Raw genomic sequence first — 22,449 nt, 5'->3', positions numbered from 1 at the left:
GAAAGTGCCGCGAAAAGGGACATTTCGCGTCTGCTCGCGATCAAAAAGTCAGCTCGCCGGGACCAGGTCGGCGGCTACCGAGGCCATCATCCCGCAGCGGAACGTCTCACACGCGCTGACCTCGACGGCACTCGACTCCCCTGCGGCGGCAAGGGCTTTCGTCTTGAACGCGCGCGCCGCTGCGCTGAGGTGATGTTCGACGGAGTCCACGCTGCTGTCGAGGTCGGCGGGCACCCGCTCGCCCCAAAGCGTCACCTCGGTGCCGCCGTGCTCGAGCGCGTTGCGCACATGCTGGAGCACCCGCGGGTCACGGTCGATCAAGTTCGCGGCCACCGCGACGGTCTGCGGGTGCGGCCGTCCCTCCCAGTCCGCCAGAACGCTCTGCAGCTCCAGGGTATCGGCGCCGAGGATCGTCAGCGGCCGGACATCCTCGTCACCACCGACGAGCACCGTGACGTCCCAGCCGGCCATCACGCGGTCGTAGATCCAGCCGCCCGCGTAGGTCACCGCGTCGACGACCGTCGGCGCCACGACGTCGAGCCGGTACCTCATGTCGAGCTCCGCGGCGCCAGTTCGCGTCCCAGCGACTCGGCGTACTCCTTGAACACCCCGGCCAACTGGATTGATGGGTCGAGCAGCCATAGCGTCTCCATTCCATAGGTGAAGGCGAGAATCTCGACGGCCTTGCCGGCCGCGTCGACGTCTGAGCGGTACTTTCCGCTTTCCTGTCCGCGCTCGATGATCGCGGTGATGATGTCCACCGCATCGCGGTAGCGCTTGACGAGCCGGTCGTGCAGCGGGGCGTCGGGGGCGATGTTCTCCACCAGCAGCACGGTGAAGGTGCCGACGAGCTCAGGTGCGCGGTCGAAGCGTTCGGGGACCCGCGCGAGCTCGGTGACGAGGTCGCCGGAACGGTAGTCGGCGTGAATCGCGTCGTCCGCGTCACGCGCGTCGAGCACGGCGTTGAGCAGCTGCTCTTTGGACTCGAAGTGGTGCAGCAGACCCGCCGGGGTCACCCCGGCCTCCTTGGCGATCAGCGCCAGCGAGGTGCTGCGCCAGCCGTTGCGGGCCAGCAGCCGCTCGGCCACCGAGAGGATGCGCTGCCTACGGTCCTCACCTTTGGCGAGGAGCGTGGCATACGGTCGCGCGGCTTCAGTGCCGGACACCGGACTCCCTTCGAACCAACCTAGTGAACACACAGTAGGTAGGTTTCGGCGCTGTGACAAGCGTCTCAGCAGAATCGGGTTTAGACGGCCATCACAGCCGCAGGTCAGCGGCGATTTCGGTGTCGCAAGCGGCGCCCAGCGCACCCAACTGCACCGAAGTCGCAACCACCGCTAGGTCGCCGGGCTGAACTCGATGTGCAGTTCCGTCAGGCCACGGAGCAGAAATGTGGGGTCGTACGCGTAGCTGCGCTGCCCCGCCGGACCGTGGACCGACTCGCTGATCCGCAGGTCGCTCAGGCGGTCGAGCAACCGTCGGACCGTGATCTGCCCCTCCACCCGGGCCAGCGGGGCCCCGGCGCAGGAGTGGATTCCGCGGCCGAAAGCGATGTGCTCGCGCACATTCTTGCGGTCGGGCCGGAACGCGTGCGGGTCCTCGAACTTGCTCGGGTCGCGGTTGGCCGCGCCCAGGCACAGCATCACGACGGCGCCGGCCTTCAGCGGTACACCGCCGAGCGTGGTGCTCTTGCGGACCAGCCGGAAGTCGACCTTCGTCGGCGACTGGGTACGCAGCGACTCCTCGATGAACGCGGGGATCCGTTCGAGATGCTCGCGCAACAGCTGCTGATACTCCGGGCGCTCGCCGAGGGTCTGCACCGCGGCACTGAGCAGTTTGGTGACGGTCTCCTGGCCGGCGGCGAACAGGAAGGTCGCGGGCTTGACCACCTCGATGAGTTCCGGGGTCGAGCCGTCGGGGTAGCGGGCGGTCGCCATTCCCGACAGCACGTCCTCGCGCGGCTCGCGGCGCCGCTCGGCGAGGTAGCCCGCGAACTTGTCGTCGAGGTACTGCAGGGGGTCCCTACCCACCGGGGCGCCGTCGAGCGCGCCTACGCGGCTGCCGTGGCGCTCCTCGACACCGAGCGCGGCCAGGAACTCCGGGCGGTCCTGTTCCGGCACCCCGAGCAGGTCGATGATCGCCGACGTGGCAAAGGGTTTGGCGTACTCGGACAGAAACTCACAGCGGCCGTTGTCGATGAACTGGTCGATCTGGCGGTCGACCATTTGCCACATGTAGTCCTCGTTCTCCTTGAGGCGACGAGGGGTCAGCAGCTTGGTCAGCAGCGATCGGGCCCGTTCGTGGGCCGGGGGGTCCATCACGACCATGTGCTCGTGGATCGGGAACAGGTGCCGATGCGCCTCGATCTGTTCGGTGATGTCGTCACCGTCGGGCTCGAACGGCAGCGGCGGGAACGGCCCGCCGATCGCGTTCACCGCGCTGAACGAGTCGTGATCCTTGAACGCCGCCACCACTTCCGCGTATCCGGTGACCGCGTAGACGCCGTGGTTCGGCTCCTGGAACACCGGCCCCTGCTCACGCAGGTGATCCCAGTAGGCGTAGGGGTCCTGGCTGATCGCATGGTCGGAGAAGTAGTCCACCGAGGCGAGATCGGTCACGACGGTCGTCCTTTCGGTCCTGGCATCCACACCTAGAGCTGATCGATCGACCAAACTGTTAGGATGCGCCATGCCTACCACGGGCCAGAACAACCGGTCAAGCGACCACGCGCCGGGCCGCTGATGCCGCGCGCGGAGAAGACCAAACCCGCTGAAGCGGGCGCGCGCCAACGGCTGATCGAGGCCACCGCCAAGGTCATGCGCGACGAGGGTTACGCCGCGGCGACCTCACGGCGCGTAGCCGCCGAAGCGGGCGTCAAACAGGCGCTGGTCTACTACTACTTCCCCACGATGGACGACCTGTTCGTCGAGGTGCTGCGCGCCGGGGCCGAGGCGTCGCTGCAGAACATGCGCGCGGCGCTCACCGACGACGACCCGTTGACCACCCTGTGGCAGATCAACACCGACCTGCGACGAACCGCCCTGAACACCGAGTTCATGGCCCTGGCGAACCATCGCAAGGCGATCCGCGCCGAGCTCAAGGCGTACGCCGAGCGGGTGCGCGACATCGAGACCGCCGCCGTCACCGTCGCCCTGCGCGCCAAGGGCATCGATCTCGAGGACTATCCGCCGGTCGCCGTGTCGATGCTCATCGTGCAGATCGCCCGCAGCCTGTGCAACGAGAACGCGGTCGGCGTCACGCTCGGCCACGACGAGATGCGCACGTTCATGGAGCGGCTTCTCGACCTCTGGGGTGGACAGGGCGGGGACCGCCCGCAGCGCTGAGCGACGTTCGGTTGACAGCCGGACCGATTGGTGCCACGCTCCTGATCGATCGACCAAATCACACTAGCTGCGGAGGTATGCACGTGAGTGGGACGATTTCGGCGTAGTTGGGTGCGGTCAGCGCCACTGCCGACACCGAAACCACGTGACAGGAGTCCGACGTGAAACTGGTCTTCAACCTGCCGCACATGCTGCGGCTCAAAGCGATGATGCAGCCGTGGGAAGCGGCCGTGACGGGCGCCGACCAGACCCGGATGGCCAAGTGCGCCGATCGGTGGGGTTACGACATGATCGCCGTGCCAGAGCATTTCATCATTCCCAACGATCATGTGGAGCTCTCCGGGCCGCACTACCTGCAGTCGACGGTCGCCCAGGCGTACCTGGCCGGCGCGACGGAGCGGATCATGCTCAACTCGTGCATCACGGTGTTGCCGCTGCAGCACCCGATCGTGTTGGCCAAGGCGCTGGCCACTGCCGACTGGATGAGCAGCGGCCGGATGATGGTCACGTTCGGGGTGGGTTGGCTGGAGCGGGAATTCGAATTGCTCGGCGTGCCGTTCCGCGAACGCGGTCGCATCGCCGACGAGTACCTCGCGGCGATCGTCGAACTGTGGACCAGCGAATCACCGCGCTTCCACGGCCGGTACGTCTCGTTCGAGGATGTCGCATTCGAGCCCAAACCGCTTCAGAAGCCGCACCTGCCGATCTGGATCGGCGGCGACGCCGACGCCGCATTGCGCCGCGCGGCGAGGTACGCCTCCGGATGGTGGTCGTTCCTCACCCCGCCGGAAAAGATCGCCGAACGCGTCGACTTCATCAGGTCCCAGCCGGAATACGACGGTCGGCCGTTCGACGTGGTGCACGGTCTGGGCACCAACCGGGTTGGCGAAGGGCACACCGTGCAGGACGCGCCGGACGCCACTCCGGGCATGAGTGCCGGCGAGATCGTCGACCGGTTGAGCAGACTCGCGCAACAGGGCGTGACGGTCAGCGCGGTACCCCTGCCGCCCGTCAGCGGCGTCGACGAGTATCTGGACTACGCGCAGTGGGTCATCGAGGAGATCAAACCCCAATTACCCCAGTGATTTCGGTGGCCGAAACTCACAGGCCGAGCGACTTGGCGATCATGACCTTCATGACCTCGCTGGTGCCTGCGTAGATGCGGGTGACGCGCGCGTCGGTGTACAGCCGCGCGATCGGATACTCCATCATGTAGCCGTAGCCGCCGAACAACTGCAGGCACCGGTCCACCACCCGCTGCTGCATCTCGGTGCAGAACAGCTTGGTCCGGGCCGCGTCAGCGCCCGACAACTCGCCGTCGACGTGCAGCGAGACCGCCCGGTCGAGCATGGCCTGGCCGGCCTCGACCTCCGTCGAACACGCCGCCAACTCGAACTTGGTGTTCTGGAACGACGCCACCGGGGTGCCGAAAGCCTTGCGGCTCTTCGTGTAATCGATGGTCGCCGCGATCGCCGAGCGCGCCTGGGCCACCGACCCGACCGCGACGGTGAGCCGCTCCTGGGCCAGGTTGTGGCCCAGATAGCCGAACGCCTCGTCGACCTCGCCGAGCACATTGGCCGCCGGCACGCGCACGTCGACGAACGACAGCTCGGCAGTGTCTTGGACCTTGCAGCCCATCTTCTCCAGCTCGCGGCCGCGGGTGAAGCCGACCATCCCGTCCTCGACGACCAACAGCGTCAGGCCTTTGCGCCGGTTTTCCGGGTCGGTCGAGGTGCGCGCGACCACGATTACCAGGTCAGCCTGCATGCCGCCGGTGATGAATGTCTTGGCGCCGTTGAGGATCCAGTCCTCGCCATCCCGCACCGCGGTGGTGCGCATGCCCGCCAGATCCGACCCCGTCCCGGGCTCGGTCATCGCGATCGCGGTCAGCAGTTCGCCCGAAGCCAGCCCGGGGAACCACCGCTGCCGCTGCTCGGCACTGGCGTAGTGCAGGAAGTACGGCAGGATCACCTCGAGTTGGGTGCGCACCGTCGACAGCGTCACCAGCGCGCGCGCCGCCTCCTCCTGCAGGACGACGTTGTACCGGTAGTCCGGGGTGCCGCCGCCGCCGTACTCCTCGGGGATTTCCACGCCCAGCATGCCCAGCGATCCCATCCGCTTGAACACCTCGCGCGGCATCCGCCCGCCCTTCTCCCATTCGGGATAGTGCGGGACGACCTCCTTTTCGACGAAGTCGCGGGCGAGTTCGCGAAACGCCTCGTGGTCCTCGGTGAACAGATCTCTACGCACGCGTGCCTCTCCGGTTCAGGCGATCAGCTCGACGAGCGTGGCGTTGGCGGTGCCGCCGCCCTCACACATTGTCTGCAGGCCGAATCGAATCCCGTTGTCGCGCATGTGGTTGAGCATGCGGGTCATCAGCACCGCTCCCGACGCGCCGAGCGGGTGTCCGAGCGCGATCGCCCCGCCGAGCGGGTTGAGCTTGGACTCGTCGGCTCCGGTTTCGGCGAGCCACGCCAGCGGCACCGGCGCGAACGCCTCGTTGACTTCGAAGACGCCGATCTCGTCGATGCCGACACCGGCCTTGTGCAGAACCTTCTCGGTGGCCGGGATCGGTCCGGTCAGCATCAGCACCGGATCGGCCCCGGTCACCGCGCCGGCGCGGTACCGGGCGATCGGGTTCAGGCCCATCGCCACCGCGTTCTCGGCCGTCATGACCAGCAGCGCCGCTGCGCCGTCGGAGATCTGCGACGAGTTCCCGGCGTGGATCACCCCGTCGTCCTTGAACGCCGGCTTGAGCCCGGCGAGCTTCTCGACGGTGCTCCCCCGCCGGACCCCCTCGTCACCGACGACGGGCCCACCGTCGGTGAACACCGGCATGATCTGCGATTCGAACGCGCCGCTGTCCTGTGCGGCGGCGGCGAGTTCATGCGAGCGGACCGAGTACTCGTCGAGCCGGGTGCGCGAAAATCCCCACTTCTGCGCGATCAGCTCCGCCGAGATGCCCTGGTTGAACGTGAAATCACCGTAGCGGTCAAGCACTTTCGGCCCGTACGGCATACCGGTGGCGCGCGCCGAACCGAGCGGCACCCGGCTCATCACCTCGACCCCGCCCGCGACGACCACGTCCTGCTGGCCGGACATCACCGCCTGCACGGCGAAGTCGACGGCCTGTTGAGAGGATCCGCACGCGCGGTTGACCGTGGTCCCGGGAATCGACTCGGGCCACCCGGCCGCCAGCACCGCGTACCGACCGATGTTGCTGGACTGGTCGCCGACCTGCGACACGCAGCCCCACACCACATCGTCGACGATCTCGGGGTCGATGCCGGCGCGTTCGACCAGCGCCGTCAGCACAATCGCCGACAGGTCCGCGGCGTGCATGTCCGACAGCCCGCCATTGCGTTTGCCGACCGGTGTGCGTACCGCCTCGACGATCACCGTTTCACGCATTGTCCTTCTCCGATCCGGGCCGAATCGCCCACCGACCATCAAATACCGCGTCCCGCTTCTCCGCGAACGCGGCGTACGCCTCCGCCGAGTCTGTGGTCGCGAAGTTACCGGGCTGCGCGCGGGCCTCGTTGGCCAGCGCATCACGCAGCGTCGCGTTGGCGCCGTCGTTGAGCAGCGCCTTGCTCTGGGCCAGCGCGACCGGCGGGCCCGCGGCCAGCCGGGCGGCCAGGTCGTCGACAAAGCCGTCGATCTCGGCTTCCGGTTTGATCCACGTCACCAGGCCCAGTGACCGGGCCTCGTCGGCGTCGATCATGTCCGCCAGCAGAACCAGACGTTTGGCCTGCTGCAGGCCCACCAGTTTGGGCAACAGCCAGGAACCGCCGAGATCCACCGACAGACCGCGCTTGGCGAAGATCTGGCAGAACCGCGAACCCGGGGTCGCGACCACGAAGTCACAGCCGAGCGCGAGATTCCAGCCGGCGCCGACCGCGACGCCGGTCACCTTGGCGATGGTGGGCACGGCCAGTTCGTGCAGGGCCAGCGCGACATCGGTCAGCTTGCGCAGCTTGTGCCGCGGGTGGATGTCCTCCGGGGTGCCGATGTCGGCGCCCGAGCAGAACGCCCCGCCGGCGCCGGTGACGACCAGCGCCCGCAGTTCGGTGTCGCGGGCGGCGGCGCGCAGCGCATCGGCGAGTTCCTCCCACAACTGCGCGTTGATCGCGTTCTTGCGCTCGGGCCGGTTCAGCGTCAGTGTCCGCACACCGTCACGGTCGGAGCTCAGCAGCACATCGCTCATGAGTACGCGGGTCCGATCACACCGTCGGCGCGCAGCCGCGCGAGATCGGCTGCGTTCAAACCGAGTTCGCTCAGCACAGCGTCGGTGTGCTGGCCGAGCCCCGGGATGGGGCCCATCGGTTGTTCGAATCCGCTGATCACCGGCGGCGGCCGCAGCGCGGAGATGTCGCCCGCGGGGGTGGCGACGGTGCGCCACCGGTCACGCGCGGTCAAATGCGGATGCGCGACGACCTCGCTGGGCAGGTTGTAGCGGGAGTTGCCGATGCCCGCCGCGTCGGCGATCTTCTGGATCTCAGCCAGATCGCGCTGCGCGCACCAGGATCCGATCGCCTCCTCGAGAATCTCGCGGTGCTCACAGCGGTCCGGGTTGGTGGCGAAGCGGGGATCCTCGGCGAGATCCGGGCGGTCGATGATCTCGCGCGCCACCCGCTGCCACTCCCGATCGTTGGTCGTCCCGAGAACCACGGTGTGCCCGTCGCGGGTCGGGAACGCGCCGTACGGCGCGACCGCCGGTGAGCCGACCCCGAGCGGTTCCTGGTCGATCCCCGAATGCTGGGTGTAGGTGAGCTGGTACCCCATCACGTCGGTCATCACGTCGAACAGGCTCAACGCCACCGACGGTGCAGGATCCGCGCCACCGCTGCGGGCGCGCCCGAGCAACAGCGCGAGGATCGAGATCGCCGCGTAGAGGCCGGTGCTGAAATCCGCCATCGCGGGCCCGGGTTTGGCCGGCATCCCGGGGTATCCGGTCACCGCACAGGACCCCGCCTCGGCCTGCACCAGCAGGTCGTATGCGCGTTTGTGCGAGATCGGCCCGCCGGGTCCGTAGCCGTCGATCTCCACCGGGATCACGTTCGGGTGGCGTTCGGCGAGGTCGGCGGGCGACAGGCCCAGCCGCGCCGTCGCCCCCGGCGCCAGGTTGGACACGAACGCGTCGGCCCGGTCGAGCAGGCGGTGCAGCAGGTCGAGGCCCTCGGGCGACTTGGTGTTAAGCGTGACCGATTCCTTGCCGCGGTTGCACCAGACGAAGTGCGCGGCAAGGCCGCCCGGGCCGTTGACGACGTCGTCGTAGTCGCGGGCGAAGTCACCGCCATTGGGGTTCTCGACCTTGATCACGCGGGCACCGAAGTCCGCGAGGACGCGGGTGCACATCGGTGCGGCGACGGCCTGTTCCATCGCGACGACGGTGACGCCGCTCAGTGGCGCTGCGGTGCTCACATCACCATGCCGCCGTCGACCGGCAGCACCTGTCCGGTGATGTAGGACGCGGCGTCGGACGCCATGAACACGAACGCGCCGGCGACCTCCTCCGGATACGCCCACCGTTTCATCGGGATGCGGTTCATCATGTTGGCCGAGAACTTCTCGTTGGTGCGGATGGTCTCGGTCATCGGTGCGGCGGCCAGCGGCGCCAGCGCGTTGGCCGTGATCTTCTTCGTCGCCAGTTCGCGGGCAGGGGATTTGGTGAAGCCGATGATCCCGGCCTTGGCGGTCGAGTAGTTGACCTGGCCCAGCGTGCCGGTCAGGCCGGCCGCCGAGGTGACGTTGACGATGCGGCCGGTGCCGTCAGTCGGGATGTGGGGCAGGTCGGCCTGGGTGACGTTGAACGCGCCCATCACGTGGATGTCGAACAGCAGCCGGAACGACTCCTGCGTCGTCTTCTCGAACATCGCCGGCTTGGTCACGCCCGCGTTGTTGATCACGATGTGCAGGGCACCGTCGGCCAGGGCAGCCGCCTGCGCGGCGGCGGCGTCGGCCGAGTCCCGGTCGGCGACGTCGAGCGCCGCAGCCTCGGCGCGCCCGCCGCCCGATGAGATCCGTTGCGCCACCGCCGCTGCGGCGTCCTTGTCGACGTCGGTGACGAGCACCGCGGCGCCCGCATCGGCCAGGGCCTGCGCGACAGCCGAGCCGATACCGCCCGCAGCCCCGGTCACCAGCGCCGAGCGACCCGACAAGTCGAAATAGTTGACCATCAGTTGTAACTCCGTCGTCAGTAGCTGCGCGGCAGCCCGAGCACGTGCTCGCCCAGGAAGTTCAGAATCATCTCCTGGCTGACCGGGGCGATCTTCATCAGCCGTGACTCGCGGAAGTAACGGGAGACGTGGTACTCCTCCGAGTAACCCATGCCGCCGTGCAACTGCAGGGCCCGGTCGGCGGCGCCGAAACCGGCGTCGGCGCACAGGTACTTGGCCGTATTCGCCTCGCGCCCACAGGGTTTGCCGTTGTCGTAGAGCCAGGTAGCCTTGCGCAGCACCAGCTCGGCCGCGTCGAGTCGGGCCAGCGAGTCGGCCAGCGGGAACTGCAGGCCCTGGTTCATCCCGATCGGCCGGTTGAACACGTGGCGCTCGTTGCCGTACTTCACGGCCTTCTCCAGCGCCACCCGCCCGATGCCCAGCGCTTCGGCGGCGATCAGCATCCGCTCGGGGTTGAGGCCGTCGAGGATGTATTTGAAGCCCTTGCCCTCTTCGCCGACGCGGTGCTCGACGGGCACCATCAGGTCGTCGATGAACACCTCGTTGGAGCTGACCGCGTTGCGCCCCATCTTCTTGATGGGACGGATGTCGACGTGGTCGCGGTCGAGGTCGGTGAGGAACAGCGTCATGCCGTCGGTCTTCTTGGCGCCGCGTTTTTCTAAGTCGGCCGGCGTCTCGGTCCTGGTCAGCAGCAGAATTTTCTCGGACTCCAGCGCTTTGGAGATCCACACCTTGCGCCCGTTGATCCGGTACTTGTCGCCTTCGCGCTTGGCGAAGGTGGTGATGCGCGAGGTGTCCAGGCCCGCACCGGGTTCGGTGACGCCGAAGCAGACGTGCAGATCGCCGTTGACGATCCGCGGCAGCGTCTCTGCCTTGAGTTCGTCGGAGCCGTGCTTGACCACGGGTTGCATCCCGAAGATCGACAGATGGATGGCGCTGGCGCCGTTCATCGCGGCCCCGGAGCGCGACACCTCCTCGAGCAACAGCGTCGCCTCGGTGATCCCCAGACCGTGCCCGCCGTACTCCTCGGGGATGGTCATGCCGAGCCAGCCGCCCTTGGCGATCGCGTCGTAGAACTCCTGCGGGAACTCGTGCGCGAGATCCTTTTCCATCCAGTAGTGATCGTCGAACTTGCTCGCCAACTCACGGACGGACTTGCGGATCAGCTCCTGGTCCTCGGTCAGCTCGAAACTCATCCCGCCGGGCACGGTCGTTCTCCTCTTGTCGTCTTCTCGCGGAGCGTTGTCATCGTCTCGCAGAGCAGTGCGCCGGCGCGTGAACGCAGCTTCCGCACCGGCGCACTCCAAGACGTTGCTTCCGGCCCTGCGGCCGGAGCTTCCGATACTGGCAGACCTCTCAGTCCTGGTTGCCCGTCACCTGCTTGGCGCTGGCCGCGAAGTCCGCGAACGAGGCCCCGGTCTTCTCCTTCTTCGACAGCGCCTGAATGGAGACGTCGTGGCCTTCGGCGGCTTTGCGCAGGGCACCGACGGTGGCCTGTTCGCGGGTGATGTGGGTGAACGGGTCCCAGTGGTACCAGCGCATCGCGTTCTCGTAGGTCATCTTGTTGATCTCGTCGTCGGGCACGTTGTTGGCGGTGAGCACCTCGTCGAGTTGCTCGGGGGCCCCGGGCCACATCGAGTCGCTGTGCGGGTAGTCGGCTTCCCAGCAGATGTTGTCGATCCCGATCGCGTTGCGGGTGGCCACCCCGACCGGGTCGGCGATGAAGCAGGTCAAGAAGTGCTCGCGGAACACCTCGCTGGGCAGCTTGCCGCCGAAGTCCTGACCGGTCCACGTCGAGTGCATCTCATAGGTGCGGTCCACCCGTTCCAGGAAGTACGGGATCCAGCCGGTGCCGCCTTCACTCAGCGCGACCTTGAGCGTCGGGTACTCCTTGATCGGGCGCGACCACAGCAGGTCCGCGGCGGCTTGGACGATGTTCATCGGCTGCAGCGTGATCATCACGTCCATCGGCGCATCGGGGGCGGTGATGGCCAGCCGACCCGAGGACCCGATGTGCACGTTGAGCACGGTCTCGGTGTCGACAAGCGCATCCCACATCGGCTTCCAGTGCTCGAAGTCGTGGAAGCTCGGATACCCCATCGCCGAGGGGTTCTCGGTGAACGTCAACGAATGCACACCGCGCTCGGCGTTGCGCCGGATCTCCTTGGCGCACTCCACCGGATCCCAGATCACCGGCAGCGTCATCGGGATGAAGCGCGCCGGATAGGCCCCGCACCACTCCTCGACGTGCCAGTCGTTGTAGGCCTTGACCAACGCCAACGAGAACTCCTGGTCCTCGGTGGCGAACAACCGGCCGGCGAACCCGGGGAAGGACGGAAAACACATCGAACCCAGAATGCCGCCGGCGTTCATGTCCTTGACCCGCTCGTCAACCTGCCAGCAGCCGGGCCGGATCTCGTCGAGTCCCTGCGGTTCCAGCCCGTACTCCTCCTTGGGCCGGCCGGCCACCGCGTTGAGCGCGACGTTGGGGATCACCGTGTCACGGAACTGCCACGTGTCACTGCCGTCGGGGTTGTGCACCAGTCGCGGCGCCTCGTCGATGTACTTCTTGGGCAGATGATTCTTGAACATGTCGGGCGGCTCGACGATGTGGTCATCGACGCTGATCAGGATCATGTCGTCTTTGTTCATGCCCGTTCCTTTCGTCCCATCCCCTGAGGCTAACCATCAAGCTTGTTCTCGATGTGAGGAAACTATCTTCTCACCGTACGAGAATCAATGTTCGAAAGCCACCCTAGGCCCTCCTGGCAGGGCGATTGCGCCTCCGGCACCACCCCGGTGACCTCCGCATCTAGTCGCATGCGTTGACCATTCGGTAGAAAGGTGGAAATCTACTGGCGAAATATGAGAACCTGATTCTCATACCGGAGAGGCGATGGAAAGGAGCCCGGTCTTGCGAGTGGCACCCCTGCCGGCAGAGCAGTGGGACGAGGCCGTCGACGGCGCGCTGTCAGCCCTGTCTCCCGAACGGCGCAACCCCGAGTCGGCCGGCAACCTGCTGGCCACGCTGGTCCGTCATCCGAAGCTGACCAAGGCGTTCCTGCGGTTCAATTTCCACCTGCTGTACGGATCGACGCTCTCACCGCGGCTGCGGGAGTTGGCGGTCCTGCGTGTCGCCCACCTGGCCAACTGCGAGTACGAGTGGCGCCACCACGTCGTGATGGGCCGCCAGGAGGGCCTGACCGATCAGGACATCGAGGCGCTGCAGCGCGGGGAGGCCGCCACCGACCTGGACCGCGCCGTGCTGCGGGCGGTCGACGAACTCCGGGACGCATCGACCGTGTCCGATTCGACCTGGGCCGCGCTGGCCGCACATCTCGAGGAACGTCAGCTGATGGACCTCGTCTTCACCATCGGCTGCTATGGCGCACTAGCCATGGCCATCAACACCTTCGGCGTAGAACCCGACTCCGAAACGCACGCAGAGAGGTAACACCGTGGCATTTTTCCCCAAACCCGAAGAGGGCAGCTGGACCGAGCACTGGCCCGAGCTCGGCACCGCTCCGGTCGATTACACCGACTCGATCGATCCGGAGCAGTGGAAGCTCGAGCAGCAGGCCATCTTCCGCAAGTGCTGGCTCAACGTGGGCCGGGTCGAGCGGCTCCCCAAGAAGGGCAGCTACTTCACCCGCGAGATGCCGTCAGCCGGCGTCGGAACCTCGGTCATCATCGTCAAGGACGGCGACAACGAGGTGCGCGCGTTCTACAACATGTGCCGCCACCGCGGGAACAAGCTGGTGTGGAACGACTATCCCAACGAAGAGGTCTCCGGCACCTGCCGCCAGTTCACCTGCAAGTACCACGCGTGGCGGTACAACCTCAAGGGTGACCTGACGTTCATCCAGCAGGAGGGTGAGTTCTTCAACGTCGACAAGGGCGACTACGGCCTGGTGCCGGTGCGCTGCGAGGTCTGGGAAGGCTTCATCTTCATCAACTTCGACAACGACGCCGAGCCGCTCGTCGACTACCTCGGCGACTTCGCCAAGGGCCTGGAGGGCTACCCCTTCCACGAGATGACCGAGACGTATTCCTATCGGGCCGAGGTGAACTCGAACTGGAAGCTGTTCATCGACGCGTTCGTCGAGTTCTACCACGCACCGATCCTGCACATGAAGCAGGCGGTCAAGGAGGAGGCCGAGAAGCTGGCCAGCTACGGCTTCGAGGCGCTGGCCTACGACATCAAGGGCAAGCACTCGATGGTGTCCTCGTGGGGCGGGATGAGCCCGCCCAAGGACGAGAGCATGGTCAAGCCGATCGAGCGGATCCTGCACAGCGGTCTGTTCGGCCCGTGGGACCGCCCGAAGATCAAGGGCATCCTGCCCGACGAGTTGCCGCCGGCGGTCAACCCGTCGCGGCACCACGCCTGGGGTCAGGATTCGTTCGAATTCTTCCCGAACTTCACGCTGCTGCTGTGGGCGCCGGGTTGGTATCTGACCTACCACTACTGGCCCACCGACGTGGACAAGCACATCTTCGAGTGCACGCTGTACTTCGTGCCCGCCACCAACACCCGCGAGCGACTCGCGCACGAACTGGCGGCGGTGACGTTCAAGGAGTACGCGTTCCAGGACGCCAATACCCTCGAGGCCACGCAGACGATGATCAACACCCGCGTCGTCAAGGAGTTCCCGTTGTGCGACCAGGAGGTCCTGCTGCGCCATCTGCACAAGACGGCGTGGGATTACGTCAACGCGTATAAGAAGGAGAAGGGCCTGACCAACGGACAGGCCGCCAGCGAGAAGGACGCCGTCAATGCCTAAGCTGCCCGAAGAGTTCGCCGATCTGGAGCGGTTCACCGACTGGTGCCTGCCCACCGAGGAAGAGCGCTACCAGAAGCGGCTGTCCTCCACCATGGAGGAGATGCAGGAGTTCTACGACGCAGGCATGGAGCGTCTTGAAGCCGTCATGGAGTACTGCGACGCACGGTTCCCGCTCGACGGAATGCCCGATGACGCAAAGGCTCTCATCCACATGATGCAGTCGCTGGTCAACGTGTCGTTCCCGATCGAGGTGTGGAAGCAGCCGCGCGTGCTCGACAGCGGGGCGGCCTACATCGAGTGCATCAAGGAGCCGGTGGTCTAGAGGTGCTGACCCTCAAAGCCGCGGGTCTACTCGACGTCGACGCCGGCGAGATCATCCGGCCGGGCGTCGTCCGGGTCGACGGCGACCGCATTGTTTCCGTCGGCGGAGCCGACAGTTCAGCAGGAGTCGACGGAGCCGACAGTTCAGCAGGAGTCGGCGGAGCCGACAGTTCAGCAGGAGTCGGGGGCTCAGCCGAAGGCGAGGTCATCGACCTCGGCGACGCGATCCTGCTGCCCGGCCTGATGGACATGGAGGTCAACCTGCTCATGGGCGGCCGGGGTGAGAACCCCGGCCTGTCCCAGGTGCAGGACGACCCGGCCACCCGGGTGTTGCGGGCGGTCGGCAATGCGCGACGCACGTTGCGGGCGGGGTTCACCACGGTCCGCAACCTCGGGCTGTTCGTCAAGACCGGTGGCTATCTGCTCGACGTGGCGTTGGCCAAGGCCATCGACGCCGGCTGGATCGACGGGCCGCGGGTGATCCCCGCCGGTCACGCCATCACCCCGACCGGTGGGCACCTGGATCCGACGATGTTCGCCGCGTTCATGCCCGGCGCGCTGGAACTGACGGTCGAGGAGGGCATCGCCAACGGCGTCGACGAGATTCGCAAGGCGGTGCGCTACCAGATCAAGCACGGCGCGCAGCTGATCAAGGTCTGCGTCTCCGGTGGCGTGATGTCGCTGACCGGAGAAGCAGGCGCACAACATTATTCGGACGAGGAGCTGCGCGCGATCGTCGACGAGGCGCATCGACGCGGGCTCAAGGTCGCCGCCCACACCCACGGCGCCGAAGCCGTCAAACACGCCGTGGCCTGTGGCATCGACTGCATCGAACACGGCTTCCTGATGGACGACGAAGCCATCCGGATGCTCGTCGACAACGACCGGTTCCTGGTCAGCACCCGTCGGCTCGCCGAGGCGATGGACGTGTCACGGGCTCCGAAAGAATTGCAGGACAAGGCCGCCGAGATGTTCCCTAAAGCGCGCACGTCGATCAAAGCCGCCTACGAAGCGGGCGCCAAGATCGCCGTCGGCACCGATGCACCGGCGATCCCGCACGGCAAGAACGCCGACGAGCTGGTGACCCTGGTCGACTGGGGCCTGCCGCCGGCGGCGGTGCTGCGCGCGGCGACCGTCGTCGCGGCCGACCTGATCGACAAGCCCGACCTGGGCCGGATCGCCGAGGGCAAGATCGCGGACATCATCGCGGTGCCGGGCGACCCGCTCGCCGATATCAGCGTTACACGAGACGTCAACTTCGTAATGAAGGGCGGTAAGGTCTTCCGACATGACTGAGTCCAAGCGAATCGAGGATCTCGTCGAGATCCAGCAACTGCTGGCGAAGTACGCCGTCACCATCACCCAGGGTGACATCGACGGCCTGATCTCGGTGTTCACCCCGGACGGCACCTACAGCGCGTTCGGTTCGACGTACACGCTGGCCCGCTTCCCCGAACTCGTCGACGCCGCCCCCAAGGGGCTGTTCATGACGGGTACCTCGCTGGTGCATCTGGATCCCGACGATCCGGACAAGGCCACCGGCACCCAGCCGCTGTGCTTCATCGAGCACTCCAAGCACGACATGCGCATCGGCTACTACAACGACACCTATCTGCGCACCGACGACGGGTGGCGGCTGAAAACCCGTGCCATGACGTTCATCCGGCGCAGCGGCGAGCACGATTCCGGTCGTCCGCATGCGATTGGGAGACCCGAAGCCGGATGAGCGAAGCCCTCTTCGAGCCGGCCGCGTTCCGCACGGCACTGCGGGAATGGCTCGACGCCAACGACCTCACACCACCACCGGGTGACGACTCGCTCGACGCCCACCAGCAACAGCACCTGCGGGTTCTCAAGGCGCTGTACGACGCGGACTGGATGCGGTACGGCTGGCCGGAATCGGCGGGCGGACTGGGCGGTCCGGACATCCTGCGCGCGATCGTCGGCGAGGAGGTCGTCGGGCGCGGCCTCGACCATCCGGGCCCGTACTCCATGCTCGACGTGCTGACACCGACCATGATCGACTATGCGCGCCCTGAATTGGCCGCCGAGATGGTGCCGCGCCTGCTGTCCGGCCAGGAGTCGTGGTGTCAGGGCTTCTCCGAACCGGGCGCCGGTAGCGATCTGGCGTCGCTGACCACCTGCGCCGAACAACGCGGCGACCAGTGGGTCGTCAACGGGCAGAAGGTCTGGACGAGTTTCGCGCAGTACGCGACGCGGTGCATCCTGCTCACCCGCACCGGCGGCCCGGACACCCCCAACCACGAGGCGATCACGGCGTTCTTCGTCGACCTCGACTCCCCCGGCGTGACCGTGCGACCGCTGCGCACCATGCACGACGTCGACGAGTTCTGCGAGGTGTACTTCGACGACGTGGCGGTGCCGGGAGACCGGATGCTCGGAAACGTCGGTGACGGTTGGCAACTGGCGATGGACCTGCTGCCTTATGAGCGCTCGACGTGTTTCTGGCAGCGGATCGCGTACCTGTACGCCCGCTTCGACACGCTGATCAACGAGGTCAAAGGGCTGGGCACAGCGTCGGATTCGGACCTCGGCGAGGCGTACCTGGCGTTGCACACTCTGCGCTGCCGGTCTCGTGCGACCCAGCACCGCCTGGCCGGCGGTCAGAAGCTCGGTGCGGACACCTCGATCGACAAGGTGCTGCTGGCCGGCGCCGAGCAACGGCTGTTCGACACCGTGCGCGACCTGCTGCCCGGACACATCGAGCTGACCGACGACTTCTGGCGCACCGACTACCTGTACTCGCGGGCGGCCAGCATCTACGGCGGCACCGCCGAGGTGCAGCGCAACATCATCGCCCGCCGGCTGCTCGACCTCGGGAAGGAGTGACCATGGACGCTCTGGACGCCGAATCCCTCGGCATGCTCGAGGACACCCTGCGCAAGACCATGCTCTCGACATCGGGCGCCGAACTCGACGCCGCGCTGGCCGAACTGGGCTGGGCCGAGATGCTGGCCGACATGCCCGACATGGCGATCCCGTTGGTGTTCCGGCTGCTCGGCGAAACTGGCTCGCACGCCTCGGTTCTCAACGATGTGCTGCTCGAGACCATCGGCGGTCTGCCCGGCGGCACCCCGCCGATGCCGTTCGCCGGTGGCGGCTGGGTGGTGTGGGAGCGCACCGCCAACGCGGAGCCGACGCTCGGCGGGCTGCCGCTGCGCGCGGTGCCCGACGGTGAGCTGATGCGGATGGGTGAGGCGCGGCGGGCGGTCGGCTGGTGGTTGGTCGGTACGGCCAGGGCGATGCTGGCGCTGGCCCGTCAGCACGCACTGGACCGGGTGCAGTTCGGTAAGCCGATCGCGTCGTTCCAGGCGATCCGGCATCGGCTGGCCGAGACGCTGGTGGCCATCGAAGGCGCCGAGGCGACGTTGGGCCTGCCGGGCACCGAAAGCCCCGACCTGACCGCGATGCTGGCCAAGGCCGCCGCGGGCAAGGCGGCGTTGACCGCGGCCAAACGCTGTCAGCAGGTGCTCGGCGGGATCGGCTTCACCGAAGAACACGACCTGCACGTGCACATCAAGCGCGCACTGGTGCTGGACGGATTGCTCGGCAACACAAGGGAGTTGACGCGACGGGCCGGCGCGGGTCTGCGGGCGCGCGGCTCGGCCCCCCGCCTCGCCGAACTGTAGCCCCCGCCTCGTTGGGGCGAGGGCCCTCACCTCGTCGGGGCGAGCGTGCATTGCTTTGCACTCGACACGCCCACGAAAATCGTGCACTTGTGCACGTTCGCGCCGCCGCGACTGTGCACAAGTGGTGATCCATCCACAGGTTAAGTCTCACGTGTGTTCGCGACGGCGTCACCAGGCTGACGATGGCCGGTATGGATGCGGCACTGAAGCAGTTGTTCGACGCGCAGGGTGGAGTGGCGACGAGCGGTCAGATCCTGGCGCTCGTCTCGCGCTACGAGTTCGAATCGGTCCTCAAAACCCGGTATCTGGAGCGTCTCTGGCACGGAGTGTATGGCCTCGGCGAACCGACCGACGACATGCGGTTGCGCGGTCTCGACCTCGCGTGCGGGGTCACCGTGCCGGTGTGTCTGTCGACCGCGGCCGCGCTGTTCGGCTTCGACACCGAGCAACCCGCTGACCTGCATGTGCTCAATCCGCCCCGCCGGCAACTGCGCAACGCTGACGGTCTGGTCGTGCACCGCCGCGACGGGGCGCCGCTGGTGATGGTCGACGGCCGGGCGGCGACGACGCCGGCCTGGACCGCCGTCGAAGTGGCCCGCGCGCTGCGCCGCCCGCGAGCACTCGCGACACTCGATGCGGCGTTGCGTTCCGGCACCTGCAGCCGCGGCGAAATGTGGCGCGCGGCAATCGAACAGGCTGGCCGGCGCGGGATCGTCGCGGTACGGGATCTTCTGCCGCTCGCCGATGCCCGCGCGGAGTCGCCGATGGAGAGCGAGACGCGCCTGGTGATGATCGACGGGGGGCTGCCGGTGCCGGACCTGCAGTACGAGGTGGTCGACGGCAACGGCGAGCTGCGTCGCCTCGACTTCGCATGGCCGGAGTTCCGCGTCGCGGTCGAGTACGACGGCGTCGACTGGCACTCCGATCCCGAGGCGGTGCGCAACGACCGTCGTCGCCGACTGGCATTGCAGGACATCGGCTGGATCGTCATCGCGATCGTCTTCGACGACGTACGGCATCACGCCTGGGACTTCGTGGCCCGGGTCCGACGACAGCTTGTGCACGCTCAGGCGGCGTGAGCGTGCACAAGATGCTGAAAATGCGCGGCGTGTCGTGTGCACACGCGCACGCTCGCCGTAAAAAGGGGGGCGCTACTTGATGTTGGCTTTCATCTCTTCGAGGTTCACCAGCACCGGCCACCCGCCGACACTGAGCGCGTTGCCGTGCCCGGTCTGATGGATGTCGAACACCGACTGGATCGCCGCGTAGAAGCCCTGCACGTCGAGCGTCTGGTTCACCGCCCGCTTGGCCTGGCGCAGCTTGAACGGCGGCATCTTGGCGATCTGCTCGGCCAGCGCCCTGGTCTCGGTGTCCAGGTCCTCGCGCGGCACCACCTTGTTCACCATGCCGGTGGCGGCGACCTCCTCGGCGGTCATCGCGCGGCCGGTGAACAGGATCTCCTTGGCCTTCCGCGGCCCCAGTTCCCAGGTGTGTCCGTGGTATTCGACGCCGCCGATGCCCATCAGCACCACCGGATCGGAGAACTGGGCGTCGTCGGCGGCGATGATCAGGTCGCACGGCCAGCACAGCAGCAGTCCCCCGGAGATGCAGCGGCCCTGCACCGCGGCGATCGACGGCTTGGGCACGTTGCGCCAGCGCAGCGTGTACTCCAGATAACGCCTCGCCTCGTGCTGGATGATGAACTCCAGCGTGATCTTGTCCGGCACCGGTCCGCCACCGCGCAGGTCATGACCGGCCGAGAAGTGCTTCCCGTTGGCGCGCAACACGATCACCGACACCTCGGGATCCTCGGCGGCGCGGGTCCACGCGGCGTCGAGTTCGTCGAGCAGTTCCGGGTTCTGCGCGTTGGCGGCCTCGGGCCGGTTCAACGTGATGGTCGCGATCCGGTCGGCGACCTCGTAGTCGATGTACATGGCCAGTCCTTCTAGTTGCGGGGCAGACCCAGCAACCGCTGGGCGATGATGTTGCGTTGGATCTCCGAGGTGCCGCCGGCGATCGTGCCGCCGAAGGTGCGCGCATAGCGTTCGAACCACCCGCACCGGTACAGGTCGAGGTGGTGCGCGCTGTACGGGCCGCTGAAGTTCGGAGCGGGCAGCGCGTCCGGCCCCGCGGCCGCCAGCGCGTACTCCGTCGCCGCCTGCGACGCCTCCGAGCCGAGGAGCTTGAGCACCGACAGCGCAGGCACGTCCTCATCACCGCGCGCGGCCCGCGCCAGCGCCACCGACCCGAGCAGGCGCAGCGCGTGATTGTCCATCACCAGCCCGGCGTAGCGGTCGCGGTCGAGTGCCGACGACGGGCGGAAGTCTTCGACCAGTTCCTGCAGGCGATCGGCGTAGCTGAGCCACAGCATGTTCCGCTCGTGGCCGAGCGAGCCGTTGGCCACCCACCAACCCTCGTCGAGCGGTCCGATCAGGTTCTCCGCGGGCACCCGGACGTCGTTGAAGAAGACCTCGTTGAAGTCGAGGTCGTCGGTGCCGCACAGCGACGCGAACGGGCGCCGCACCACACCGGGAAGGTCCGTGGGGATCATCAGCACGCTGATGCCCTTGTGCTTGGCGGCTTTCGGGTCGGTGCGCACGAAGGTCAGCAGCACATCGGCGTCGTGGGCGCCCGAGGTCCACACCTTCTGGCCGTTGACGACGAAGTGGTCACCGTCGCGCACCGCGGTGGTGCGCAGCGACGCCAGGTCCGAGCCGGCGCCGGGTTCGCTCATCCCCAGCGACGCGGTGATCTCCGCGCGCAGGATCGGCACCGCCCAGCGCTGCTGCTGTTCAGGTGTCCCGAACGAGATCAGCGATGCCGAGATGATCCCGACCCCCTGCACGTTGTAGGTCAGGTACACGCGCCGGCGCGCGAGTTCCTCCTGATGGACGTACTGCTGCAGGATCGTGGCGTTGCGCCCGCCGAACTCGGGCGGGTAGCCGGGCAGCAACCAGCCGTTGTCGAACAACAGCCGCTGCCAGTCGCGGGCCCACGCCGGCACGTCGCTGCTCGAACGCGACCGCGCCAGCGCGACCGCCTCGTCGGGAAGATTCGCATCGAGGAAACTGTTGAACTCCGCGCGGAAAGCCTCGACGTCGGCATCGAAGGTCAGCTGCACGAGACTCCCGCGGATCAAATTTTTGGTAGGACTACAGTTATCCCGGAAATGAGAATACTATTCTCATCGTGAGAAAGTTACAATCTCTGACACGTTGGCCGCGAGGGGGTCGAGGACCGCAATGGCAAGGCGTTCTCCGGTACAGTCAGTTCATGTTCTCCCCACTCGGCCTGCGTCTGAGCCGCCGGTGACGAGCCCCAGCGAGGAACCCGCGTGGAAGCAGCGTGCGGTCGAGCGGTCGATCAAGACCGCCAAGCTGCGGGCTGCGCAGCGCGTTCAGCGCTTCCTCGACGCGGCCCAGGCGATCATCATCGAAAAGGGCAGCACCGACTTCACCGTGCAGGAGGTCGTGGACCGCTCGCGGCAGTCGCTGCGCAGCTTCTACCTGCAGTTCGACGGTAAGCACGAGCTTCTGCTCGCACTCTTCGAGGATGCGCTGAGCCGATCGGCCGACCAGATCCGCGCGGCCACCACCACCGAGGACGAGCCCATCGAGCGGCTCAAGGTCGCGGTGCAGTTGCTGTTCGAGTCCTCGCGGCCCGATCCGACCGCCAAGCGACCGCTGTTCACCGATTTCGCGCCCCGACTGCTGCTCTCGCACCCGTCCGAGGTGAAGATCGCGCACGCGCCGCTGCTGGCCCTGCTGACCGAGCTGATGGAAGAGGCCAGCGAGGCCGGCCAGTTGCGCGAAGGCATCAACCCCAAGCGGATGGCCGCGATGACCATGCAGACGGTGATGTTCGTCGCGCAGTCCAACGGCGCCGACGACGCCGGGCCCAAGCCGATCACCGCTGACGAAGTCTGGGACTTCTGCTCCCACGGATTCGCCGCCAAGTAACCGGAGAACTCCGTTCTCACTTCCATCGTGAGAACCATGTTCTCGGCGATGCGCGCCGGATCGGTGCGCCTTTGCGAGAACGTGATTCTTCAGACAGAAGAGCTGGCATGGTCGAAAATGAATCCGTTATTGACACTTTCGCCGGCTGAATGCCAGAGTTGTGAGACAGATGCCAGCCCCGTGTCTTACGTGACCCCCGGTTCATCGAGAGGCGA

General features: G+C 66.8%; 23 protein-coding genes. 11 read left to right on the top strand and 12 right to left on the bottom strand.

Annotated elements, in window-relative coordinates:
* Positions 1 to 48: 48 nt before the first annotated feature.
* From BHQ18_RS13020 to BHQ18_RS13010, 3 genes are all read right to left on the bottom strand, one after another.
* A complete protein-coding gene (locus BHQ18_RS13020; protein WP_069414032.1) occupies positions 49 to 552 on the bottom strand; it encodes a hypothetical protein in 504 nt (167 codons plus the stop codon).
* Positions 549 to 1,166 carry a TetR/AcrR family transcriptional regulator gene (locus BHQ18_RS13015; protein ID WP_069414031.1) on the bottom strand — a complete coding sequence of 206 codons (618 nt, stop codon included), beginning with the start codon at positions 1,164 to 1,166 and terminating at the stop codon, positions 549 to 551. Before BHQ18_RS13015 ends, BHQ18_RS13020 begins: the two co-directional genes overlap by 4 nt.
* A 171-nt stretch (positions 1,167 to 1,337) precedes the next feature.
* The gene (locus BHQ18_RS13010) at positions 1,338 to 2,618 is read right to left on the bottom strand and encodes a cytochrome P450 (protein WP_069414151.1); all 1,281 of its coding nucleotides are present in this window, start codon (positions 2,616 to 2,618) and stop codon (positions 1,338 to 1,340) included.
* 123 nt (positions 2,619 to 2,741) lie between these two features.
* On the opposite strand from BHQ18_RS13010, the gene BHQ18_RS13005 reads away from it, so the two are divergent.
* Together BHQ18_RS13005 and BHQ18_RS13000 are read left to right on the top strand one after the other, a co-directional pair.
* Positions 2,742 to 3,344 (top strand): TetR/AcrR family transcriptional regulator, encoded by a 603-nt coding sequence (locus BHQ18_RS13005; RefSeq protein WP_069414150.1) that lies wholly within the window; start codon positions 2,742 to 2,744, stop codon positions 3,342 to 3,344.
* Positions 3,345 to 3,505: 161 nt separating this feature from the next.
* Complete coding sequence (locus BHQ18_RS13000) at positions 3,506 to 4,429, top strand: TIGR03619 family F420-dependent LLM class oxidoreductase (RefSeq protein WP_069414030.1); 924 nt, start codon at positions 3,506 to 3,508, stop codon at positions 4,427 to 4,429.
* A gap of 16 nt (positions 4,430 to 4,445) precedes the next feature.
* Here BHQ18_RS13000 and BHQ18_RS12995 read toward each other — a convergent pair whose 3' ends face one another.
* From BHQ18_RS12995 to BHQ18_RS12965, 7 genes are all read right to left on the bottom strand, one after another.
* The gene (locus BHQ18_RS12995) at positions 4,446 to 5,594 is read right to left on the bottom strand and encodes an acyl-CoA dehydrogenase family protein (protein ID WP_069414029.1); all 1,149 of its coding nucleotides are present in this window, start codon (positions 5,592 to 5,594) and stop codon (positions 4,446 to 4,448) included.
* Between the two features lie 15 nt (positions 5,595 to 5,609).
* Positions 5,610 to 6,755 carry a thiolase family protein gene (locus BHQ18_RS12990; RefSeq protein ID WP_069414028.1) on the bottom strand — a complete coding sequence of 382 codons (1,146 nt, stop codon included), beginning with the start codon at positions 6,753 to 6,755 and terminating at the stop codon, positions 5,610 to 5,612.
* Positions 6,748 to 7,551: an enoyl-CoA hydratase/isomerase family protein gene (locus tag BHQ18_RS12985; protein WP_069414027.1), complete on the bottom strand. Its 804-nt coding sequence runs from the start codon at positions 7,549 to 7,551 to the stop codon at positions 6,748 to 6,750. Before BHQ18_RS12985 ends, BHQ18_RS12990 begins: the two co-directional genes overlap by 8 nt.
* Positions 7,548 to 8,768 carry a CaiB/BaiF CoA transferase family protein gene (locus BHQ18_RS12980; RefSeq protein ID WP_084294040.1) on the bottom strand — a complete coding sequence of 407 codons (1,221 nt, stop codon included), beginning with the start codon at positions 8,766 to 8,768 and terminating at the stop codon, positions 7,548 to 7,550. Before BHQ18_RS12980 ends, BHQ18_RS12985 begins: the two co-directional genes overlap by 4 nt.
* Complete coding sequence (locus BHQ18_RS12975) at positions 8,765 to 9,523, bottom strand: SDR family oxidoreductase (RefSeq protein ID WP_069414026.1); 759 nt, start codon at positions 9,521 to 9,523, stop codon at positions 8,765 to 8,767. The genes BHQ18_RS12980 and BHQ18_RS12975 overlap by 4 nt, the downstream gene beginning before the upstream one ends.
* A gap of 17 nt (positions 9,524 to 9,540) precedes the next feature.
* The gene (locus tag BHQ18_RS12970; RefSeq protein WP_069414025.1) at positions 9,541 to 10,719 is read right to left on the bottom strand and encodes an acyl-CoA dehydrogenase family protein; all 1,179 of its coding nucleotides are present in this window, start codon (positions 10,717 to 10,719) and stop codon (positions 9,541 to 9,543) included.
* Positions 10,720 to 10,879: 160 nt separating this feature from the next.
* On the bottom strand, positions 10,880 to 12,175 hold the full coding sequence (locus tag BHQ18_RS12965) for an amidohydrolase family protein (RefSeq protein WP_069414024.1): 1,296 nt from the start codon (positions 12,173 to 12,175) through the stop codon (positions 10,880 to 10,882).
* Between the two features lie 262 nt (positions 12,176 to 12,437).
* On the opposite strand from BHQ18_RS12965, the gene BHQ18_RS12960 reads away from it, so the two are divergent.
* The 8 genes from BHQ18_RS12960 to BHQ18_RS12925 all read left to right on the top strand — a co-directional run bounded on the left by BHQ18_RS12960 (position 12,438) and on the right by BHQ18_RS12925 (position 19,354).
* Entirely contained in the window at positions 12,438 to 12,977 is a 540-nt protein-coding gene (locus BHQ18_RS12960) for a carboxymuconolactone decarboxylase family protein (protein ID WP_069414148.1), read from the top strand.
* A 4-nt stretch (positions 12,978 to 12,981) separates the two neighbouring features.
* Complete coding sequence (locus BHQ18_RS12955) at positions 12,982 to 14,304, top strand: aromatic ring-hydroxylating oxygenase subunit alpha (protein WP_069414023.1); 1,323 nt, start codon at positions 12,982 to 12,984, stop codon at positions 14,302 to 14,304.
* Complete coding sequence (locus BHQ18_RS12950) at positions 14,297 to 14,626, top strand: hypothetical protein (protein WP_069414022.1); 330 nt, start codon at positions 14,297 to 14,299, stop codon at positions 14,624 to 14,626. Before BHQ18_RS12955 ends, BHQ18_RS12950 begins: the two co-directional genes overlap by 8 nt.
* Before the next feature lie 2 nt (positions 14,627 to 14,628).
* Positions 14,629 to 15,921 carry a metal-dependent hydrolase family protein gene (locus tag BHQ18_RS12945; RefSeq protein ID WP_069414021.1) on the top strand — a complete coding sequence of 431 codons (1,293 nt, stop codon included), beginning with the start codon at positions 14,629 to 14,631 and terminating at the stop codon, positions 15,919 to 15,921.
* Positions 15,914 to 16,351 (top strand): nuclear transport factor 2 family protein, encoded by a 438-nt coding sequence (locus BHQ18_RS12940; protein ID WP_069414020.1) that lies wholly within the window; start codon positions 15,914 to 15,916, stop codon positions 16,349 to 16,351. The genes BHQ18_RS12945 and BHQ18_RS12940 overlap by 8 nt, the downstream gene beginning before the upstream one ends.
* A complete protein-coding gene (locus BHQ18_RS12935; RefSeq protein WP_069414019.1) occupies positions 16,348 to 17,475 on the top strand; it encodes an acyl-CoA dehydrogenase family protein in 1,128 nt (375 codons plus the stop codon). Before BHQ18_RS12940 ends, BHQ18_RS12935 begins: the two co-directional genes overlap by 4 nt.
* Before the next feature lie 2 nt (positions 17,476 to 17,477).
* Entirely contained in the window at positions 17,478 to 18,275 is a 798-nt protein-coding gene (locus tag BHQ18_RS12930; protein ID WP_069414018.1) for an acyl-CoA dehydrogenase family protein, read from the top strand.
* A gap of 191 nt (positions 18,276 to 18,466) precedes the next feature.
* Positions 18,467 to 19,354: a type IV toxin-antitoxin system AbiEi family antitoxin gene (locus BHQ18_RS12925; protein ID WP_069414147.1), complete on the top strand. Its 888-nt coding sequence runs from the start codon at positions 18,467 to 18,469 to the stop codon at positions 19,352 to 19,354.
* 72 nt (positions 19,355 to 19,426) lie between these two features.
* Here the strand turns inward: BHQ18_RS12925 and BHQ18_RS12920 are convergent, their stop codons facing one another.
* Together BHQ18_RS12920 and BHQ18_RS12915 are read right to left on the bottom strand one after the other, a co-directional pair.
* Positions 19,427 to 20,209 carry an enoyl-CoA hydratase gene (locus tag BHQ18_RS12920; protein ID WP_069414017.1) on the bottom strand — a complete coding sequence of 261 codons (783 nt, stop codon included), beginning with the start codon at positions 20,207 to 20,209 and terminating at the stop codon, positions 19,427 to 19,429.
* 11 nt (positions 20,210 to 20,220) lie between these two features.
* Positions 20,221 to 21,396 (bottom strand): acyl-CoA dehydrogenase family protein, encoded by a 1,176-nt coding sequence (locus BHQ18_RS12915; protein WP_069414016.1) that lies wholly within the window; start codon positions 21,394 to 21,396, stop codon positions 20,221 to 20,223.
* Positions 21,397 to 21,517: 121 nt separating this feature from the next.
* Here BHQ18_RS12915 and BHQ18_RS12910 point away from each other — a divergent pair, with 121 nt between their 5' ends.
* Positions 21,518 to 22,234, top strand: coding sequence for a TetR/AcrR family transcriptional regulator (locus BHQ18_RS12910; RefSeq protein ID WP_084294039.1), 717 nt, complete (start codon positions 21,518 to 21,520; stop codon positions 22,232 to 22,234).
* The last annotated feature ends 215 nt before the right edge of the window (positions 22,235 to 22,449 follow it).

This window comes from Mycolicibacterium flavescens (assembly GCF_001722335.1).
Taxonomy (GTDB): Bacteria; Actinomycetota; Actinomycetes; order Mycobacteriales; family Mycobacteriaceae; genus Mycobacterium; species Mycobacterium flavescens.
Note: the sequence above shows the minus strand (reverse complement) of the source record. Positions and strands in the feature narration are given on the sequence as shown.

Excerpts from the sequence above, each read along its gene's own strand:
- BHQ18_RS13020 (WP_069414032.1), bottom strand. The coding sequence starts at position 552 with ATGAGGTACCGGCTCGACGTCGTGGCGCCGACGGTCGTCGACGCGGTG.
- BHQ18_RS13005 (WP_069414150.1), top strand. The coding sequence starts at position 2,742 with ATGCCGCGCGCGGAGAAGACCAAACCCGCTGAAGCGGGCGCGCGCCAA.
- BHQ18_RS12990 (WP_069414028.1), bottom strand. The coding sequence starts at position 6,755 with ATGCGTGAAACGGTGATCGTCGAGGCGGTACGCACACCGGTCGGCAAA.
- BHQ18_RS12985 (WP_069414027.1), bottom strand. The coding sequence starts at position 7,551 with ATGAGCGATGTGCTGCTGAGCTCCGACCGTGACGGTGTGCGGACACTG.
- BHQ18_RS12975 (WP_069414026.1), bottom strand. The coding sequence starts at position 9,523 with ATGGTCAACTATTTCGACTTGTCGGGTCGCTCGGCGCTGGTGACCGGG.
- BHQ18_RS12970 (WP_069414025.1), bottom strand. The coding sequence starts at position 10,719 with ATGAGTTTCGAGCTGACCGAGGACCAGGAGCTGATCCGCAAGTCCGTC.
- BHQ18_RS12965 (WP_069414024.1), bottom strand. The coding sequence starts at position 12,175 with ATGAACAAAGACGACATGATCCTGATCAGCGTCGATGACCACATCGTC.
- BHQ18_RS12950 (WP_069414022.1), top strand. The coding sequence starts at position 14,297 with ATGCCTAAGCTGCCCGAAGAGTTCGCCGATCTGGAGCGGTTCACCGAC.
- BHQ18_RS12940 (WP_069414020.1), top strand. The coding sequence starts at position 15,914 with ATGACTGAGTCCAAGCGAATCGAGGATCTCGTCGAGATCCAGCAACTG.
- BHQ18_RS12935 (WP_069414019.1), top strand. The coding sequence starts at position 16,348 with ATGAGCGAAGCCCTCTTCGAGCCGGCCGCGTTCCGCACGGCACTGCGG.
- BHQ18_RS12930 (WP_069414018.1), top strand. The coding sequence starts at position 17,478 with ATGGACGCTCTGGACGCCGAATCCCTCGGCATGCTCGAGGACACCCTG.
- BHQ18_RS12925 (WP_069414147.1), top strand. The coding sequence starts at position 18,467 with ATGGATGCGGCACTGAAGCAGTTGTTCGACGCGCAGGGTGGAGTGGCG.
- BHQ18_RS12920 (WP_069414017.1), bottom strand. The coding sequence starts at position 20,209 with ATGTACATCGACTACGAGGTCGCCGACCGGATCGCGACCATCACGTTG.
- BHQ18_RS12910 (WP_084294039.1), top strand. The coding sequence starts at position 21,518 with ATGGCAAGGCGTTCTCCGGTACAGTCAGTTCATGTTCTCCCCACTCGG.